The 19155-nt window shown below is 42.4% G+C and carries 13 protein-coding genes; 1 reads left to right on the top strand and 12 read right to left on the bottom strand.

What is annotated here, in order from left to right; translation table 11 throughout:
* Positions 1–31: 31 nt before the first annotated feature.
* From Q0954_RS17340 to Q0954_RS17330, 3 genes are all read right to left on the bottom strand, one after another.
* Complete coding sequence (locus tag Q0954_RS17340) at positions 32–2020, bottom strand: tetratricopeptide repeat protein (protein ID WP_299458760.1); 1989 nt, start codon at positions 2018–2020, stop codon at positions 32–34.
* 46 nt (positions 2021–2066) lie between these two features.
* Positions 2067–4055, bottom strand: a complete 1989-nt coding sequence (locus Q0954_RS17335) for a tetratricopeptide repeat protein (RefSeq protein WP_299458759.1) — start codon at positions 4053–4055, stop codon at positions 2067–2069.
* Positions 4056–4476: 421 nt separating this feature from the next.
* The gene (locus Q0954_RS17330) at positions 4477–4623 is read right to left on the bottom strand and encodes a hypothetical protein (RefSeq protein WP_299458758.1); all 147 of its coding nucleotides are present in this window, start codon (positions 4621–4623) and stop codon (positions 4477–4479) included.
* 1129 nt (positions 4624–5752) lie between these two features.
* On the opposite strand from Q0954_RS17330, the gene Q0954_RS17325 reads away from it, so the two are divergent.
* Complete coding sequence (locus Q0954_RS17325; RefSeq protein WP_299458757.1) at positions 5753–9508, top strand: G8 domain-containing protein; 3756 nt, start codon at positions 5753–5755, stop codon at positions 9506–9508.
* A 920-nt stretch (positions 9509–10428) separates the two neighbouring features.
* On the opposite strand, the gene Q0954_RS17320 is transcribed toward Q0954_RS17325, so the two are convergent.
* The 9 genes from Q0954_RS17320 to Q0954_RS17280 all read right to left on the bottom strand — a co-directional run bounded on the left by Q0954_RS17320 (position 10429) and on the right by Q0954_RS17280 (position 19018).
* Complete coding sequence (locus tag Q0954_RS17320; protein WP_299458756.1) at positions 10429–11484, bottom strand: DUF1573 domain-containing protein; 1056 nt, start codon at positions 11482–11484, stop codon at positions 10429–10431.
* A gap of 85 nt (positions 11485–11569) precedes the next feature.
* Positions 11570–12952 (bottom strand): T9SS type A sorting domain-containing protein, encoded by a 1383-nt coding sequence (locus tag Q0954_RS17315; RefSeq protein ID WP_299458755.1) that lies wholly within the window; start codon positions 12950–12952, stop codon positions 11570–11572.
* A 586-nt stretch (positions 12953–13538) separates the two neighbouring features.
* The gene (gene dcm, locus Q0954_RS17310; RefSeq protein WP_299458754.1) at positions 13539–14735 is read right to left on the bottom strand and encodes a DNA cytosine methyltransferase; all 1197 of its coding nucleotides are present in this window, start codon (positions 14733–14735) and stop codon (positions 13539–13541) included.
* 22 nt (positions 14736–14757) lie between these two features.
* Positions 14758–15354, bottom strand: coding sequence for a DUF6046 domain-containing protein (locus tag Q0954_RS17305; protein ID WP_299458753.1), 597 nt, complete (start codon positions 15352–15354; stop codon positions 14758–14760).
* A 242-nt stretch (positions 15355–15596) separates the two neighbouring features.
* Positions 15597–15773: a hypothetical protein gene (locus tag Q0954_RS17300; protein ID WP_002704288.1), complete on the bottom strand. Its 177-nt coding sequence runs from the start codon at positions 15771–15773 to the stop codon at positions 15597–15599.
* Between the two features lie 32 nt (positions 15774–15805).
* The gene (locus Q0954_RS17295; RefSeq protein WP_299458752.1) at positions 15806–16426 is read right to left on the bottom strand and encodes a hypothetical protein; all 621 of its coding nucleotides are present in this window, start codon (positions 16424–16426) and stop codon (positions 15806–15808) included.
* Positions 16427–16588: 162 nt separating this feature from the next.
* A complete protein-coding gene (locus tag Q0954_RS17290; RefSeq protein WP_002694114.1) occupies positions 16589–17017 on the bottom strand; it encodes a hypothetical protein in 429 nt (142 codons plus the stop codon).
* Positions 17018–17116: 99 nt separating this feature from the next.
* The gene (locus Q0954_RS17285; RefSeq protein WP_299458751.1) at positions 17117–18331 is read right to left on the bottom strand and encodes a DUF2586 family protein; all 1215 of its coding nucleotides are present in this window, start codon (positions 18329–18331) and stop codon (positions 17117–17119) included.
* 234 nt (positions 18332–18565) lie between these two features.
* Positions 18566–19018, bottom strand: a complete 453-nt coding sequence (locus Q0954_RS17280; RefSeq protein WP_299458750.1) for a hypothetical protein — start codon at positions 19016–19018, stop codon at positions 18566–18568.
* Positions 19019–19155: the final 137 nt, after the last annotated feature.

Raw genomic sequence — 19155 nt, 5'->3', positions numbered from 1 at the left:
GATTTAGAAATTAACCTGAAAATGAAGCGAACTAAATACTCCTCATAAAATCTAACAAATCCTGATCGGATAAATGTAATTTTTTACGCAAGCGAAAACGTGCTTTTTTCACACTGTCCTGGGTAATATTAAGAATAGTGGCAAGTTCTCTCGACTCAAAACCTAGTCGTAACAATGCACATAGTTTTAGGTCATACTCTGTTAGTTCGGTAAACTGTTCTTTCAATCTTTTGTAAAAATTAGGGTGAGCCATTTCAAAAGTATGGGTAAAGTTTTCCCAGGGTTGCCTTTCCGATAACTCTTTTTTAATATGTTTGATCATTTCCTTTAAGCCGTTGCTCACATCAGTTTCATTGGTCATTTTCAACAACCTTTTTGCCTCCTGCATATTTAGTTCAAGTTGTTGTCGTTGCTTTATTTGGTACAATGCCTGTTTGGTCAGCTCCAGGTCTTTATCTTCCATATTTTGCCTTACCCTGTGTTGTTCATCCTGGTCTGCCCTGAGCTGTTCTTTCAGTATCTGTTCTTCTATTTCTTTACGTTGTAGCTGTTCATTCAGCAACTGTTGTTGCACTGCTTTTAATTCCAGGGCATGGGTGTTTTGTAAACGTTTGTTTTTTTGACGGTTCACAGACACCCAAATGCCCAACAATAGTAAACCCAGCCCAAACAAAAGCAGGTATAGCCACAAATAGGTCATTCTTTGTTTTGCCTCCATAACAGTAAGTACTTTTTTTTGTACCTGTTTCAAAGAGTCCTCCTGTTGTTGAAGCCGACTATCGGCTTCTATTGTGGCTATTTTGCGTATTTTATCTTTATTCACCAACGAGTCATACACATGATGGTATACCTCAAATACTCTGTATGCTTGTAGGTAATTTCCTTTTGCTTTGTATACTTCTTTCAGTGTTTTGGCACTGGCAAGTACCTTATCGAGGTGTCCTATTTTCTGAAAAACCTGCAGGGCTTTGTTGAGGTAATCAATTGCCAATGGGTAGTTGCCCAAACCATAGTGTACTTTGCCTATCATCATTTCGGTAGAAGCAATGTCTTTAACACTTTTTAGCTTACGCCTAATGCTGAGGGATTTGTTTAGCTTTGCCTGGGCATTTTTGTACTGTTTCAACTCATAGTAGTAGCAGCCCAGGTTGTGTAGTAGTTGGGCAATACCATATTGATTATCAAGCATCTGGTGTAGTTTTAGGGATTCCTGATAATATTTTAAGGCAGTTAGGTAGTTTTTATTATCCTTATATACCATCCCCAAATTATTGTATATGCCTGCGATGCCTTTTTTGTACTGAAGCTTCTTTCTTATCTCGAGCGCTTCCATAAAATAGGCAATCGCTTGTGTATAGTTTTCTTCTATGGAATGTAATAAACCAATATTGTTGCATACCAAAGCTACATATCTCTCATTGTCAGCATTTTTATATATCTTTAATGCCTTTTGATAGTTTTCAAGTGCTTTAGCTGTACTTCCCTGACGTTTATATATATTAGCCAGGTTATTATAGTTGCCTGCCATGCCTACACTATCGCTGAGCTGTTGCTTAAGGCGAAGGGCTTTTTGGTAACTGTTTATGGCATTTGAATACATGCCTTGCACCTTGTAGATGCTTCCTAAAATATTGTAGATGTTGGATTGTTGATTGATATCTTTACTTTGTTCGGCAGCAAATAATCCTCTGTACAAAATTACTTTTGCCAATGAATCTTGCGATAGTTCGTTGTACAACCTCGCAAGCCAATAATTAGTATTCGCCAAACCTTTTTTATAACCATGTTTTTTGGCAAGTTTTAATGCTATTTGGGCATAAATAGTGGTATTACTCGAGTCTTTTTGTTTGGCGTATACCTTTACGATTGCATTATACAGGTCTATCTGGTCTTTGACAGTGGTTACTTTTTTTAATTGAGTAATCAGTGAGTCTACCTTTGCTTGAGGAGTTTGAGCCAACACCTGTTGATAGACAATGACAATAATAATGATGACGCAAATCTGGCGAAGTTTTGTCATGGCTTTTGGGTTGTAGGTAAATTTTTTAAAATATTCACAAATTTTATTATATATTCCTCATAAAATCTAACAAATCCTGATCGGATAAATGTAGTTTTTTACGCAAGCGAAAACGTGCTTTTTTCACACTGTCCTGGGTAATATTAAGAATAGTGGCAAGTTCTCTCGACTCAAAACCTAGTCGTAACAATGCACATAGTTTTAGGTCATACTCTGTTAGTTCAGTAAACTGCTCTTTCAATCTTTTGTAAAAATTAGGGTGAGCCATTTCAAAAGTATGGGTAAAGTTTTCCCAGGGTTGCCTTTCCGATAACTCTTTTTTAATATGTTTGATCATTTCCTTCAAGCCACTGCTCACATCAGTTTCATTGGTCATTTTCAACAACCTTTTTGCCTCCTGCATATTTAGTTCAAGTCGTTGTCGTTGCTTTATTTGGTACAATGCCTGTTTGGTCAGCTCCAGGTCTTTATCTTCCATATTTTGCCTTACTCTGTGTTGTTCATCCTGGTCTGCCCTGAGCTGTTCTTTCAGTATCTGTTCTTCTATTTCTTTACGTTGTAGCTGTTCATTCAGCAACTGTTGTTGCACTGCTTTTAATTCCAGGGCATGGGTGTTTTGTAAACGTTTGTTTTTTTGACGGTTCACAGACACCCAAATGCCCAACAATAGTAAACCCAGCCCAAACAAAAGCAGGTATAGCCACAAATAGGTCATTCTTTGTTTTGTCTCCATAACAGTAAGTACTTTTTTTTGTACCTGTTTCAAAGAGTCCTCCTGTTGTTGAAGCCGATAATCGGCTTCTATTGCGGCTATTTTGCGTATTTTATCTTTATTCACCAACGAGTCATAGGCTTGATGATAAATCTCAAATACTTCATAAGCTTTTTGATAATCACCTTTGGCTTTGTATGTTTCTTTGAGGGTACTTGTACTCGCAAGCAATTTATCTAAATGCCCTATTCGCCGAAAAACCTGCATTGATTTGTTAAGGTAGCTAACTGCTGCCGAGTAGTCTCCCAGCCCATAGTATACCCTGCCTATCATCATTTCAGTAGAGGCAATGCTTTTAATGGCTTTTAGTGTACGCCTTATTTTGAGGGCTTTTGTCAGTTTTACTTGAGCAGTTTTGTATTCTTTTAGCTCATAATAATAGCAACCCAGATTGTGTAGTAGTCGGGCAATACCGTATTGATTATCAAGCGTCTGGTATATTTTTAGTGATTGTTGATAATACTTTAAGGCAATTGGATAGTCCTTACTGTATTTATAAACCATCCCCAAATGGTTATAAATGCTTGCTTGGCCTTTTTTGAGCTTCAGTCTCTTTCTTATTTCCAATGCCTTCATAAAATAGGCAAGCGCCTGAGTATAATTTTCTTCTTCTGTATGTAATAAACCAATATTATTGCATACCAAGGCTACATCTTTTTCCTCTTGATTAGCTTTGTATATCTTTAATGCTTTTTGATAGTTTTCAAGTGCTTTAGCTGTACTTCCCTGACGTTTATATATATTAGCCAGGTTGTTATAGCTGCCTGCCATGCCTACACTATCGCCGAGCTGTTGCTTAAGGCGAAGAGCTTTCTGGTAACTGTTTATGGCATTTGAATACCTGCCCTGTACTTTATAGGTGCTTCCTAAAATATTGTAGATGTTAGATTGTTGATTGATATCTTTACTTTGTTCGGCAACAAACAAAGCCTTATACAAAGTCAGTTTTGCCAACGAATCCTGGGATAACTCCCAATACAATTTTGCAAGCCAATAGTTTGCATCTATGATTCCTTGTCCGTATTTATGTTTGTGGGCAAGGTGTAAGGCTTTTTGAGTATAAAGAACAGTATTACTGGAATCTTTCTGCTTTGCATAAGCCTTTGCAAGTTTGTTATAGGTATCTATTTGTGTATTGATATTGTTTGTTTTTTTTAACTGAATGATTAAAGAGTCTATAACAAGCGAGCGAGTTTGGGCATGTGCCCAAAAACTTGTACAGACAATGACTATAACAGAAGTAATGAAAACTTTCTTTAGCATAACTTTTATTTTGCAGTTAGGTTGAGGGTTTGGCACAAATTAAACGACACTAAACATAGAGCCCCTTGAGAATTACTGGATTTAAAGTGGACAGACTGGTAGACGTTTTGCGATTGATATGTATTGAAATCTTTTGAAAATCAGGATTTTATAACACTTTTTTTTACGGATTTCAGGGACAAATGCGTAAAATGTTACGAATAAAATCTATCAGAGGATGGTTTGATAGATTTAGGTTTTTCGTAGATGAAAGTACATTGCTTTGAGTAATACTTACTATAATGGCAAGTTCACATGAATCGATTCCAAGGTACAGCAAAGCACATAGTTTTAAATCGTGTCCATTAAGACCAGTAAATTTTTTCTTAAGTCTTTTGTAAAAGTTGAGGCGAGCCACCTCAAAAGCATAGACGAAACTTTATCAAGGTTGATTTTTAGATAATTCTTTTTTTACTTTTCTTATCAAACCATTCAAGCGATATAAAGAGGTTCCGCCCAAGGTTTTAGCTACGTCTTTCAGTTCGCCCAACATATTTTCCAACATTTGATGCTTTTGTACAATATACAACCACTGTTTATCTTTACCCTACATGTTTTCTGCTGTTCAGCCTGGTCTTTTTCCAAATACTGTTCTGTGGCGTTTCTGCCATATAGCAATGCCTTGCTGTAGTTAATAAAAGCTGCAAACGGCCAATTGATTTTTTTTAAGATTGACCTGTGTAATAAAAAGCAAATTGGTTTCTGTGCTGGCATATAAAACATTTTAACTAATAATGGTAGTGTTTGCGGAGAAGCACTGTTAAGCATAAAATTGAATATACAAATATTATATTTTATCGATCAAAGACCGATATAAAAAAAGGTGTTATTCATATAAAAAAAGCGTTTTATGAATGCTTTAAAACAAGTTGCCCACCTCAAAACAGGTGCTTTGCCCCTCGCAAACTCTTTCCAAAATTGAGGGTTACATATTTGTGTACTCTTCAACATACCCTGTGTGGGCTGATTTTTCTTATGTTTCAGATGATAGGTGCATTCCTGTGGCTAAGAAGAAAGGCTATAGTGGTATGGACTTAGGCTAAAACAAACTCATTTGACCAAGCCTGTTTGTTACCTGACCTCTCAATCTGGTTACCTTTTAAGCCGTTCTCTGCTCCCATCCCAGCTTCGGCAAGCTAAATAACCAAACCTTTTAAAGTTTGATAAAAGCCTGTGGCACAAGCTATAAAGAAATAGCTGGCGTCCAATGTCTCTTCTAACGTCCCGCAAAAACACCTGCTTGCTTTTTGCCTTGTCAGTTTCACCTTTACTACTTTGTAGCCAAATAAATGACTGGTTAATTATGATTTTTTAACACACATTTCAGTAAATGCAACAATGTCTTGTAATGTTATTCAAAAAACACTTCTCACTTCTAGTGGCTGTGTTTTGGTGGTGCTTGTTTGTCACATACAAGCACAGGTAGACATAGACTTATTTTGAGTGAACGTTGTCTTGGGATATGTCAGAGAGAAAATTAGTTAGGTGTATTGCAGTAAATATTTTACCAGTGTACATACACCAAAGGCTATTTGACTTAGTATACCCAAAGCTTACCTCAAAAAATTATCTGAGATGTATCTAACAAACTGATTATGAAATTTAAACAAACATTTTTTGGAAAAAAAATGCTTTCACAAAAAAGTGTTTTTAAACCCATGAGCTTGGTTTTTGGCTTATTAATGCTCTGCTCCCACTTTGTAAATGGACAAATAAGCTCGGTAGCCAACCCTGCCGCTCCTTTGATTGCAGGAGGGTTTGAACAAATCAACATCACCGATTCACGGGGGTTTATGTACATCAATGGAGCACACTCAGGTATGACCTTTGCCAACGGAGCCGGAGTATCAGGCAATAATACCGGGTTTACCAAAAACAACCCCAATGCACCCCAGGGTAGCCAGGTATTGTTTTTACAAAACAGTGGAAGCGTTCAAGGTGCCATGAATGTTACTGCCCGGGGCTACTACCGCCTTATCTACAAGTCAGCCGTTCGCGCAGGTAATACCAAAGCCATAAGGGTAGAAATTAGTGGAAAAAAAATTTCCGAGGCTACTATCCCCAGCAGTAACTATACTCAGATGCATAGCCTGCCTGTATATTTAAACCCAGGCTGGCACTACTTCAAATTTACAGGAGTAAATATTATTTCTGGCGATCATACCGCTTTTGTTGATGACATTAAACTACAGCGTGTGTACGATTGGCGTGATGCGAATGCCTGGTCGCCTCGCAGAGTACCTAATGCCAACGACGCAGTGACCATTAGTGCGGGCACAGCAGTGGTGCCAGTGGGCGATTTTCAAGTAAAAAGCATTACCGTAAACGGACACTTGCAAGCAAGTGTTAGCTCTCATGCCAACATTACAACCAACAGCATAATGGTAATGGGGGGCAATGCCCGCATGGAGTTTGGACAAGAGCGGGTACCCCATCCCCACAAAACAACCATTACCCTGAATGCCCCCTATAGTGCCCGTAATGCTCACCCCCACATGGGCAACAATTTTATAGGAGTAATGGGGGGAGGCATATTACATTTACATGGAATAAGCAAAAAAAGCTGGACTAAAGTACAAGACGACCTGGGAAATGCCCATATCAGACTTGCTGAAGCCGTCAACTGGCAAGCAGGCGATGAAGTAGTGATAACTTCGAAAACCAATAATTGGAACCAAGCCGAAAAACGCACTATAGCAGCAGTAGGAGACGGAGGAAAACTATTGCGTTTTACTCAAAACCTTACTTATAACCACCAGGGAGCCATTAGAAACTATAGCAGGTCGTCGCATGCTGTAAGAAACTGGTCTGCCGACTTACGCCCAGAGGTAGGTTTGCTTAGCCACAGTATCAAGATTCAAGGGCACCCTCAAGGCAATGCCCAAGGCTACGGAGGACATGTCATGATTATGAGCAATAGCAAAGCCTATGTAGAAAACATAGAACTCTACAATATGGGGCAAAAAGCTATTCTGGGACGTTACCCTTACCACTGGCACATGCTAGGCAATGTAGGGGCTGGGCAGTATTTGAAGAGTTCGAGCGTGCATCAATCGTACAACAGAGCCATTACCATTCATGGGACAGAAAGTACTTTGGTAGAAAACAATTTTTGTTATGACCACATTGGACACGGCGTCTTTTTAGAAAACGGCAGCGAACGTTTCAATGTCATCCGTAAGAATGTGGTTTTACTGACCAAACGCCCTGCTCCCGAGCAGCAACTGACTCCTTCAGATAATCAATTTAATGTGATTCAAAACCGTACTCCAGCCAGCTTCTGGATCACCAACCCTCAAAATACTTTTGAGCAAAATATAGCCGCAGGTACCGAAGGCACCGGGTATTGGTTTGCTTTCCCTCAAAAACCTATGGGTGAATCAGCCACTGATCCTCGTTTTAGCGCCCTTGAGCCTTACAAAGCCCCCCTCATTAAGTTTGACCGAAACACAGCACATAGTTGTATGAATGGGCTTGATATATTTGACCAACTCAATAGCGATCATTCTATCCAGGGTAATGGGGGTTGGGATCATACTCCCAGACATTGGCTGACTAATTGTTTGTGGTATGCCAACGACCTGGGGATATACACTGGTACCGGTCGTCAAAGATCAACCTATAAAAAAAGCAATAATCTCATCTTTGAGAATAATATGTTTGTGGCAAACAAAACAGCTACCATGTTTGCCAGCTACAGCATTGCCAGCAACTCATTGATTGTTGCTCAGGCAGGTCTAAATCTTTTACCTGCCAATACCGAACGTTTTGCCTACCGGGTGTACGATGGAGCCGGACAGTTGCATAATTGCCACCTGGTAGGGTGGAATTCAGCATTGGCAAATTTGCTTGATAATATAGGAGGTGGCAACAAGCACCCAAATCATTATTTTGCTGGTAATACCCTGAACCACGGAGGGACACCTCGCCTTGTATTACCCAATTATGACCTTAAACCAAGGCCTGCTCCCAGCGCCTCTGATGACCGTCAGCCTCGACGCTGGTCAATGGTAATACGTGATCTCAGCGGTACTATTAGTGGGGTAGCCAATACCTCTATAGTAAGCAACCACCCTTTTATGCTGGTGGGCGACGAAGTGCAACCTTCTAATTGGAGCAAAGCCTATAGAAGTAATCATCATTTTGCTTTTTGTGCGCTTTCTTATAACAATCATTCCAACAGCAACCCTAATGTAACAGTGACGCGCACCAAAAGTGGCACACCAGATGCCTCAGTGCATTATATTCCCCCAGGGTCTTACAAAGAGCACCACCAGTTGCCCTTGATTGTCAATGAAGGCTTTTTATACACTTACCGTTATGAATCAGCGCCAATCAAGAAACAGATTATATTGAAAATGGCAGATGCTTTTGAGAACGATCATTATATGGTACGCTTCAAAGACTTTGGAAAAGCCGGAGGTTTGGGTCTTACTACTACTCAATTGAACGGGGGCAATGTACCGAAGTACAACACCTACGCAGCTCTACAAAGTGCCACCAGCACTGGTTATTATAAAAATGGCACTGACTTATACCTTAAGGTAGTAGCAAAAGCCAGGTTGATTGGTACAGAGGCTGATGAACAGGTAACTATTCGCTGGACTACAAACCCTGCTTTGTCCAAGATTGATACTGATGGCGACGAAATGTCTGATTTGGATGAACTAAATGCAGGTCGACACCCTTTTGATGCCAGCGATTTGGGAGCTTACTTCAATACCCCAGGCAATTTTGAAGGCTGGACAAGTAGTTCCAACATTAGCAACTTTAGAGTAGAAGGAGGTTTTATGAAGGGCGTGTCTTCGGGCAACGGGGATGCCCAAATCAGAAACAACCCTTATAACTTTAATGCTGATAGAGTCAAAACTATTCAAATACACATGAGGGCTTCTACCAATACATTGGTACAGTTATTTTTTACTACCAATACCGACGGTAGCTATGGGGGAAGCAAGGTAGTCTCGGTAAACTATACAGGCAATGGAGCTTACCAGACCTTGACTTTTCCGGTGGGTAATAATGCTGCCTGGAATGGTAAAATCACCCGTTTGCGCCTTGACCCAGTTGGTGGGCTAAATATTTCCTTTGATATTTTCTGGATCAGGGCACAATGCGTTGGTTGTTCTGCGGGTGGAGCCTCTTACCGATCTACGACCAAGGCAAGTAAAAACCAACAAACATTGGTAGAGGCGAAAACATCCAGGTCAAGTCAGGTAATTATTTATCCTAATCCAGTAAATGATCAATTAAACCTAAAAGGAGTAGAGAAAGGAACACAAATTCAAATTTTGAGTTCAAAAGGTCAGCTGCTAAAAACGTTGCGTTATCAAGGTCCCATCAACTTTGCTCCTTTTAGCAAAGGAATTTATTTCTTAAAGATAGAAAATGATATATATAAACTGATCAAATAAACCAACTACTCAAGCTTCATCCAATAATACAAACCTTGGGAGATTATTATGCAATCTCTCAAGGTTTTGTTTTATCAATACACTGCTTTTCTCTCTGTTTCCCGAATCCCTTCAGAAAAGCTTCTCTACCAGTAGAGTGGTGGTTGTTTAGAAACAGGCTTCAAATAAATATTTTCACGTGTTTGCCCCTCTTATTATGAGGCTATTGGGTACAGGGTAAAAATAATAGGCATTAACCATAGTTGTGTTAACGTTTACAGCAATACTGGACATTCATTTCTGTTTAAACTGCAAAAATAATGTTTGGAGTCCCTTACCTTTTTTAGAGCTTGTTTACAGGAGGCTTTAGGATGAATTTTCGGATTTGACAATATATAATCATAAAAGTCGCGTAAAAGCTCACAGCCCTCCGAGAACAAGCCCGAAGTTGTAAACCGAACTTGATTCGGAGCTCTGCCATCGGCTAATTTTAAACAAGCTCTTAAGACTCTCTGGGTAAGCACTATGGATGTTCAACAATAAATGAGAAGAGTATTTAGGTGAGTTGCCTATCGACTGGATGTCCCTAAATAACCAATTTATAAGTAATGAAGAACCGGTATTTTATGGCACAGGCAAAAGACTGACTTCTAAGCGTATGATGTAGCTTCTAATGTCTTGGCAATGAGTTTATTAGTTGCCTTCAGAACAGAGTAAGCTTGTCGCTTGAAACTTACTCTTATACGTCTTTTAACTAATTGAAAATAAGTACAGTTTATAAATTTATTAACTATCTATGAACCGAATCTATTTCTAAATCCCGATTCATCTCATTGGGGCAGCCTGCTGTAATGAACTCTACGAAGAGGGTGTACCAAGTACCAGAACCTGGCCCCTAAAATCCTGTTCAGGCTATGGAGTATTAATTGATATAATCTTTGCTATTTAGTTTTTGTCACGTTAGCAGTTATTTGCAGTCGCTTTACAGGCTGCCTGGGGTCGTTGGTAGTTACCAATACCAAAAAGCGTTGTTTACCCTGTTGTCCTTTTTTAGGGGTATAAGTCATTTTTAGTGAAGTTTTTTTGTCAGCAGTTAAAACCGTAATTTCAGGCACTACCCGTAGACATTGGCAGGAGGCTTTTACCTGACGAATATATAAGGGCGCTTTCCCTTGGTTAGTCAAATCCACACTTCTCGTAATATTTCCACCCAACACTACTTGCCCTAACGCTACACTATCGGTCATAAACCTGGCAAATGGAGGTGCATCCACAAACTCAAAATCTTCTCTAATGTGGGCAGTAAGTTGCATTGCGACACGGCTTGCTTTGCCTGAGGATTGCCTAACAATTAGGTGCCAGGGCTTATACACAAATCCCCAGTCTTGACTGGCAGTAGCATTATACACAAGGCCTATACTATCTTTGGTTTGGGGTAGCAACGAATCAAAAGGTATCAGTAATTGAGTACCTTTGGGTAGCTTTGCTTGTGTTTGCATAATGTTGATGGCTGACTTACCCATATTGGCGAGGGACAACCATACAGTATCGGTTTGATGGTGCCACAATTTACCAAAATCGGCCAAAGTTGTTTGTAAGCGAATGTTGCCTCGACGAACAGGGTAAGGGTGTGGCTCAACTTGCCCACTAATGTATACATAGGCACTGGTGTCAATGCCTTTGCCTATCAACTGTATTTTTTTATGAAACTTGCCAGGGCGTCCCTGAGGGTTGTAGGCAACCTTAAGCCTACCTTGTCCCCCTGGTTTAATGGGGGCAAGGGTTACCTCTGGTGTAGTGCAGCCACAACTTACATAGGTACTTTGTACGGTAATGGTGGTGTCGGATATGTTGGTAAAACTAAACTCGACGCGTACCATCCCGCCTTCTTCAGAAATATTGCCAAATGAGTGGCTGTTTTGGGCAAATTTAATGGTTTGGGCAGATACAATGTCTATTGTTAACCAAACAATGATGGTGTAGATAAGTAATTTCATAGTAGAGAAGAATATTTTATCAAGTGATAGAAAAACCCTGATAAATTTCTACCAGGGTCAAAGCAAATGAGGGTGCATCAAAGCACTATTGCCTCACCAGGCGTTGGGTAATGTTGAGCCCATTGACTCCAGTAATCTTTACAATGTAGTTACCCGCTTTGAGGCCTGCGGTAGCCAACGGAATGCGATGCACGCCAGCCCCAATACTGCCCAACAACTGGGTATTTACTACCTGCCCCTGTAAATTGTACACCTCTACACTGAGTTCGTTGGCTTGAGTGAGGCGTAAGGCCAAAGTACTCGCGCCGGTAGTGGGGTTGGGGTAGATCAAAGCTTTGGGACCTAACACCAAAGCTTGGGTAGCGCCTTTTACTGGTTGGCGAGTGACACGCCCCCCACCAAAATCAATCCCTTCACAAGCTTCAAAGTAGAATTCCTTCAATTTTTCTGCTCCAGCATTGAATAAATGAGCACTCATAGCCCCTAGCCCAGCGGCAACTGCTGGTCCTGCGGCTGAGGCTAATCTGGCGAGTTTTACAAGACCGCCTGATTCTCTTTTCATATCTATGCCACTACCTGCCAGTAATGATGCATAGCCTCCACTAATCCACGATCCCCACTCAAGACCAGTTGCAAAGGTGTTAGCTCCAACGATTAAGGCAGGGGCTACAAGTTCTCCCGTTAATCGTCTCCAGGCTCTACAAGGAGAGCAAGAATAAAATGTGGGTACATTGGTTTTGGGAGCAAGTGACTGATTAGACCAACAGAAAAGTGGATTGCCGAAATAATCTTCTCCCTCAAAGTTCTCTAATGAAGACCAATCGTTGTTACCTTGATCTAAGGTATTTATTTCAGGCAAATCGGTGGTTTTACAACTACATAGTTCTTCAAATGTATCATCTAGCACATTGCGTTTTCCGATCACAAATCTCCATTTGCCATTGATATTTTCCTGCTTAAGAGAAATCTCCTCGTATAAACTTAAGCAATAATGCCGGGTTTCCCGTTTATTTGCTCCCTCAGGCGTTAATTTTACCTGTATTGGCTTGGGGCATTGACCTACAAACTTCAGTTTTATGCCAAAATTAGCGTAAGCACTGGAAGTTGCTTGGGGCTTCACCCAGGTTCGAGTTACAACCTCTCCTCCTACAGTTGTAGGTATTGGAATGTATATGTCATTAAACTCAACCCAAGGGTAGTTTCCATAGCCACCTGCGGCTTTATATGTGCCACCTGTGAAAGTTTGGCTTTTTGCACCCCACTTTAGCTTAAGAGTATGCTCTCCTACATTTTCTGGAGTAATTCCTGGGCCACTTACCGCATATTTTACAATGGCTATTGCATTTTTATGTCTATTTTCTACCGTTCCAGTAATTGTCTTATGCTGAGCAAATCCTGACAACGAGCTACAACAATACAAAAGGGCTCCTAAAATCAGCCATCGATATTTGTTCTTGAATAAAACCATTTTACTTAATATTAGATGATGTTTATATTAAAAAATTATCTTTAATGAGTCTCGTATTATTTTTCACTTTGATTTGTGTTTTCACAACCGATCATAGGGTGCATCGAAGCTAAATCAAGCTACCCATATAGTGTATATTGGTGTCCTACAAATAAATTTTTAAGGTTTTGAGGTTAAGGAGAGCACACAGCCTCCGAGTCATATTTACCTGTTTTGCGAGGCTTCAACTACTCAACCCTTTTTTGCTGTATAATGGTAGGCAAAGTCAGTTTTTCTGCTTTTTTCAACAGCGCCTTAGCCATCTTGCCCATATTGGTAGTTGTATTTTTCTACTACCTTCGTCGAAGGTGCTTGTTAGTAAAGACAAAACAGGGCAGCTTATTTCTTTCATTTGATATTTATCCAATAAACTATCACGATATACTCATAGGTAAAAATAGAAAGAAATAATGGGGACAAACAAATATACAAGGGGGACTTTAGAGTGACAAAAGTAGAGACATTGGGGAAAGTTTAAATATATAAACAACTGATAAACAACAAGTTAATTTGGTTTACTCCAAGCTTTAATGCCTATGTTTTTCACTCACATATAAGGCATATCAAAGCTAAATACCACCCCCTCAATCCCCCGAAAAATCTCCATTACCAGTGGCACCACTACCGCGTTTCCGTAGCCTTTGATCGATTCGTTTCGGAGGCGAGGAATGGTAATTCCGTCCACATTGGCGGAAAACCCATCATCTCCGCCACAAACCGGGGATTGAGTTTGCCAATTGGGGCGGAACCTGTAGTCTTGCCTTGGGGCGGGGTAGGTGTATCTCCATTTTGGGTTGAGTGATTCATCGCAAATTTGTGGGCAATGCCTGGCAGCGATTCGTAGTTTGTTTTCACCTTTTCGCCCCTTAGTTTTTTGTACTCCCTTCCGTGCATGCCCTTCCAGTCTCTCACTGTGGGGGTGGGCAGTAGCTTCATAGTCGCCATTCTGCCCAGGTTCAGGCTGTAGTTGTTTTTGCCGTCTTTGCTTTGGCGCCGTCCGTTGGGGGTGAGCTGGCAAGGGCTGCCTGGTTCCTGAGTAGTGGGGGTAGGCAGAAGCGAATGAAACATGGCATAGTCGAGTATACTGTTGGGGCGTAGCTTGCCTGCCATTCGGCTTGTCATGGTTTTGGCTCCCATTGCCTTCAGGCGGGCTACTCTTTCGGGATGATCGTACTGCACTACGGTGGGTGTAGGCCAAAAACCAGACCCGGTCTCTTCGGTGGGGCGCTTCGACGGCACAAGCCGGAATAACCATCGGTTGGACGCTATAGCCGATGGCTTCGAAGTCTTCACATATTCGGTGGATAACGGCTTCGGCTTCCATTGTTCGGTGTATTGTTTCGCCCTCAGCATGGATTGCATTTTCCACGTTAACAGCACGTGGCTGGAGTACCATCGAGGTGATTCCATTAACATTTTCACCCAACACCCAAGTGGGTCTGATTTCTCGTATAGCGCGAAGCATTTCCGGCCAGAGGTAACGGTCGTCAGCAGCTCCTCTGCGTTTTCCGGCTTGGCTAAACGGTTGGCAGGGAAACCCTCCGGTAAGGAGGTCGATTTGTCCATAATGGGGGGTAAAGTCGGTTTGTCTGATGTCTTCATAGTGAATAGTGTCTGGCCAGTAGTGTCGAAGAATGGTTTGACAAAAGGGGTTGTTTTCGACGGTGAAAACATTTGTCCAGCCCATTCTTTGGGCGGCCAAATCGAAGCCACCAATGCCACTAAAGATACTGGCGTGTCTCATAAATAAAAGTTGTTTGTATGGTTTACCTTGAATCTTCGGGAAGCTGACTGGTATCAGTAAAAGGAGCCGCTTTGTCCTGATTAAGCCTCAACTCCACCGCTTCGTCTGAAATGCATTCCAAGGTGTAGGGCTTAAACTCAATGCCTCCTTCGGGGTCGCCAAAGCGTGCCGATAGGATGGCAAGTTCCCGGATGCCAAAGGCGCTCAGGAGTTCATTGTTTACCTTGAGACTGCTCCGTTTTTTTATCAGCTTCATCAATTTACGCAGCTCGTCCAGGGGAGCACTGCCTGGCTGCTCACTTACCAAAAAGCCCCGAATGGTCAGTTTAAAATTGTCTAGCCCCATATCTTCCAGCACATTGGTTTCGGCGTTCACCATTTGGTTGATCACAATAGATTTGGCAATACTTACCTCAATGAGTGGTTCCAGAGGAAAGGCGTAGTCATCCAGCTTGAGGGGCATCATAATAGGGGTGCTCAACAAGCTTTGTTTTTTGCCCTTGCCCAAAAGCGTCGAAGGAGTATAACTATCCAACAACTTGCCGGGTTTGGTGAGCCCTGGATACACGATAAAACGCCCGAAGGCTCTTTGGTACAATTGGTTTAAGTCGTAGGTCATTTAGTCAGGAGTTAGGAGTCCGTAGTCGGGAGCCTCTACAGTTTCAAGAAACAAGCAGCGAGTCACAAGTAATCTTAAACTTGAAACACTTGCCTACTATTCACCAATTTTATAAATGGTTAAAAATCAAGGTGCTATAAAATTGGTTAGTTGCCTATAACACAGCCTCAAGCTAATGGCTAAAAGCTAATGGCACCGATATTCATCGGCATCTAAGGACTTGACGCTTTAGAAGCTACCGACTATAGACTCCCGACTAACCCACTCACCGCCGTTTGTTTGCGTTCTTCGTCGCGGATGTATTCCAGCAAGGCAATTTGCCGGGCAAACTCGTCGTCTGAAAGCGAATCTATCTCGGCGCTGCTCAGTGAAAAATAGTACCGCAAAAAGCCTTCGTGGATGGCTTCCCATTGTTCCATATCCACTTTGTCGCCTTTGATGCGGTACTCGGCTACTTTTTTACCAGCTCAACTATTTTTTGGGTTTTGAGTTCCTGAATGGCGGCCAGCATACCCATATAAGCAAAGTCGTCCTGGCGGAGCTCGTTTAAGTCACCTTCCCTCCAAATCATTTCCAGCAAATGCATTTCGGTGCCAAAAGGTTTGTTGGCGGTATTGCGTTTTTCGGCTTGTTTGCGCTGCTTGCGGCTAGGTTTTGCCACCTTACCCACAAAGCCTTTCACCTTAAGTTCGTAGAGGTTTTCGTCTGCCAAAAAACGGGTTTCCACATCGGGTATTTCTACCCAAGGCTCAAACTCGTTCAGGGCAGCCTCATACAAATCTTCGCTCACAAGCCAGGCTTCATTGCCCGCCAACCAACAGCTCTTAAAGAGCAAGTCTTCAAAGTCGATGGTGGTTTTGCCTTTGCGAAACTGGGCAATGGCCACCCGCATAATGGGCAAATCGGGGCGGCGCAGCCAAAGCTTATGTCCAGCACCATCATCAGCCACCAGTACTTCACCAAAAGTGGTCTTCCACTGTGCTTCTTCTTCTACAGTGGGTGGGGTGGTACGGTATTTTTGCTCTCCGTGGGTGAAAAACTCAGGGGTGGCGTTTTCTTGTATTTTTGTCATGTTTTAAAAAAAGATTGTTAAAAAAAATGCTGGGGTTATTACAATTGTTTCGCCTTTCGGCTGATTGTTCAATTGTTAAAATTGTTCGCGAAGCGACTCAGAATGGCTTCGCCCAACCATAAAACAATTTAACAATCAGAGCAGCGCAACAATCTAACCCTGTTATTGCCTGCTAATTTTCCCAATACTAATGGGCAGTTCTACCTCCATAAAGTCATCGCCTTGTTCCATTGTAAGTTCATACTCAGTTACTTCTACATTATTCAGGATGTGGGTGACTACCAGCCCGTTCTCGGCATATACCAGGGTAATATCAAAAGGATCGAGGTCGGTCAGATCAGCTCCACCGTTCTGGATCGCTGCCTTTTCCAGGGCAATCACTTCCCGAAACAACAACTTGATGCTGCCCTCGTATTCTTTTTTTCCCTTGGCACGGGCAATAGGGTCTTTGCCCCGCCCGTGGATGTTTGCCTTGCTTTTTGACACCTTGTACTTAAAGCCCCTAAAGCCGTCTACAATTCGTCCAAACAGGGTGATGGTTACATCTTCCCAACCTATCTCAAAGGGGAGTTGTGAGGAGTTATTCGCCATTTTTTAAATCTTTAAATTGTTCGTTTTTGGAAGGTTGGCATTACACGGCTTTGCCCAACCATTGAACCATAGAGCGTAGCGAAACCATCCAACCATATTTTACCCAGGATTTACAAACCCCAGGTCAATGGTGATTTTTTGCGCCATACCCACAGGTTCAATGTCAATTTTCACTTTGAGTTCAGCAGTGGCAATCACGTCCTGGTCGGGGTCAATCAAAGGGGTGACCGAAGACACCTCCCCGTTGTTGGTCATCTGCAAATCGAGGGCTTTTTTAATGTCTTGCTCAAATGCTTTCACCTTGGCCACAGGTAGCTTGCCTTGTTCCAGCTGAAAATCGTCCAATAACTCCTGCACATACACATTATAAGCAATACGTGCCACCTTATCGGCCACCCTGCCTCTGCCAATGCTGTTGTAATCGGTGGTGAGCGCAATGGCTACCGGGTCACCGTTGAGGTAATAACCCGCTCGGTTGGCAAAACTGCGGGGCACAATATAACCACGTTGGTGCAACAAGTTGAGGTTGCCCTGCCCGTATTCTTCTACCGTTTTTTTTGGCGTGGCAGCCGTGACAATATACGCCTGCTGAATGCCCAAATCACCGTCTTTTACCCGCCCAATGTTACGTTGGACGGGTACCCCGGCTATCTTACCCAATACCAAACCCAGCCAACTGCCTTCGTAGCTGTCGTCGTGCCAACCCAAACACACTGAGACCCGATTGGCGGTTTGAGTGCGTAAATTACTCACCGCCGAAGCGTTGCCCTGAAAGTCGCGCCCTTCTATGATGACCTGCACAGGTTGGTGCAATGTCTGTTGAGCGTTGATAAGTATTTGGGCGTTTGCCAAAGCTGCGAGCACGTCGGGGTCTAACTCTTCGCTGGGACTTGCCGTATAAGCCACATCGGGCACCCTGCCCACCCCCAACAGTTTAATGTTGCCCTGCTTTTGGTTAAGCAAATTGGGGGCATAATTGCCTGCCGTGTCCAGCATTTCTGCCATGGTCACCGTTTTTGGGGCAAGCATCAAATAGAGTTCTGCCCCTTCGCCCGCCTGACGGTAAAAGTCTACACAGTGGGCGTATACTTTCAGCGAATGGCTGGTGTCATACTCGGCAGTAATGCCTTTTTGTTGCACATCTTTGATTCCGAAAAAGGGACCAATGACTGCCCCCAAGTCAAAACCTGCATCCCCGGAAAGGGGCACGGCAACGCCCGAAAGCAGCATAGCCGCCACCCCATCGTTGCTAAAGCCCGCCCCACCGAGTTGCCCGTCCAGATAATTGATCGAAACGTCTGGTAAATTACTCATAGTTTTTAGTTGGTTAGTCAATAGTTGGTAGTCGGGAGTCGGGAGTCGGGAGACCATAGTTAGTAAGTAGTATTATTAAAACCAAACTCCCGCTTTTCATCTATTGACCTTATAAAACCTTAAAAATCAACGCCTTATTCGCTCAGTTAGTTGCTTGTAAAGCAAGGTGTAAAAACCCAGTGCCCAGCACCCAATCCCTAGCACCTCATAAGAGCTCCCAACTCTGGACTAATTCTACTTCTTCGCTTTCACTCCAGCTGTGCCACTTTTGCGTACCGTCGTTGTCGCTTTTTTAGCCTCCGCTGCCTTTTCCTCTGCTTTTACCTGCTCTGTGAGATTTGCCGAAATATCATCCTTATCTTCCCAATCCCCCTCCACTACTTTTTTAGCAGTGGCTTTCGCCGAAGGTTTGCCTACCTTGGGGGGAGTATCTTCTTCCTCTACATCTTCTATCACTCCAAAGGCTTGTTCCTGGCGGCCTTCGGCATATTCGGGGTTTTGAAACCGAAAAATGCGGGCGTGGAACTTATGCGAATGTTTGACGGCCAGGCTTCGCCCGCCAGGGTCATCGGCAAAAATGTTGGTGTCCGAGAGTACCAGCAAGGTAGGCTGATCACGGTAGCGTTGAAAGGCTTCGGGCAACATTGCCCGAAGCTCTTCTTTGTTGTATTGTTTGATTTGTGTCATTGTTTAAGTTTTTTAAAAAATTGTTGAATTGTTGAGGTTGTTGAATTGTTCGCAAAGCGCAGTAGAATGGCTTCGCCCAACCATAAAACCATAGAGCCATAAAACCATTTAAAATGGAACAATGAGCGTAGCAACAA

Origin of the sequence: uncultured Microscilla sp. (assembly GCF_947493425.1) — a bacterium.
In the GTDB taxonomy this organism is placed as follows: Bacteria; Bacteroidota; Bacteroidia; order Cytophagales; family Microscillaceae; genus Microscilla.
The sequence above is the reverse complement of the archived record's forward strand: the minus strand, read 5'-3'. Positions and strand labels throughout refer to the sequence as shown.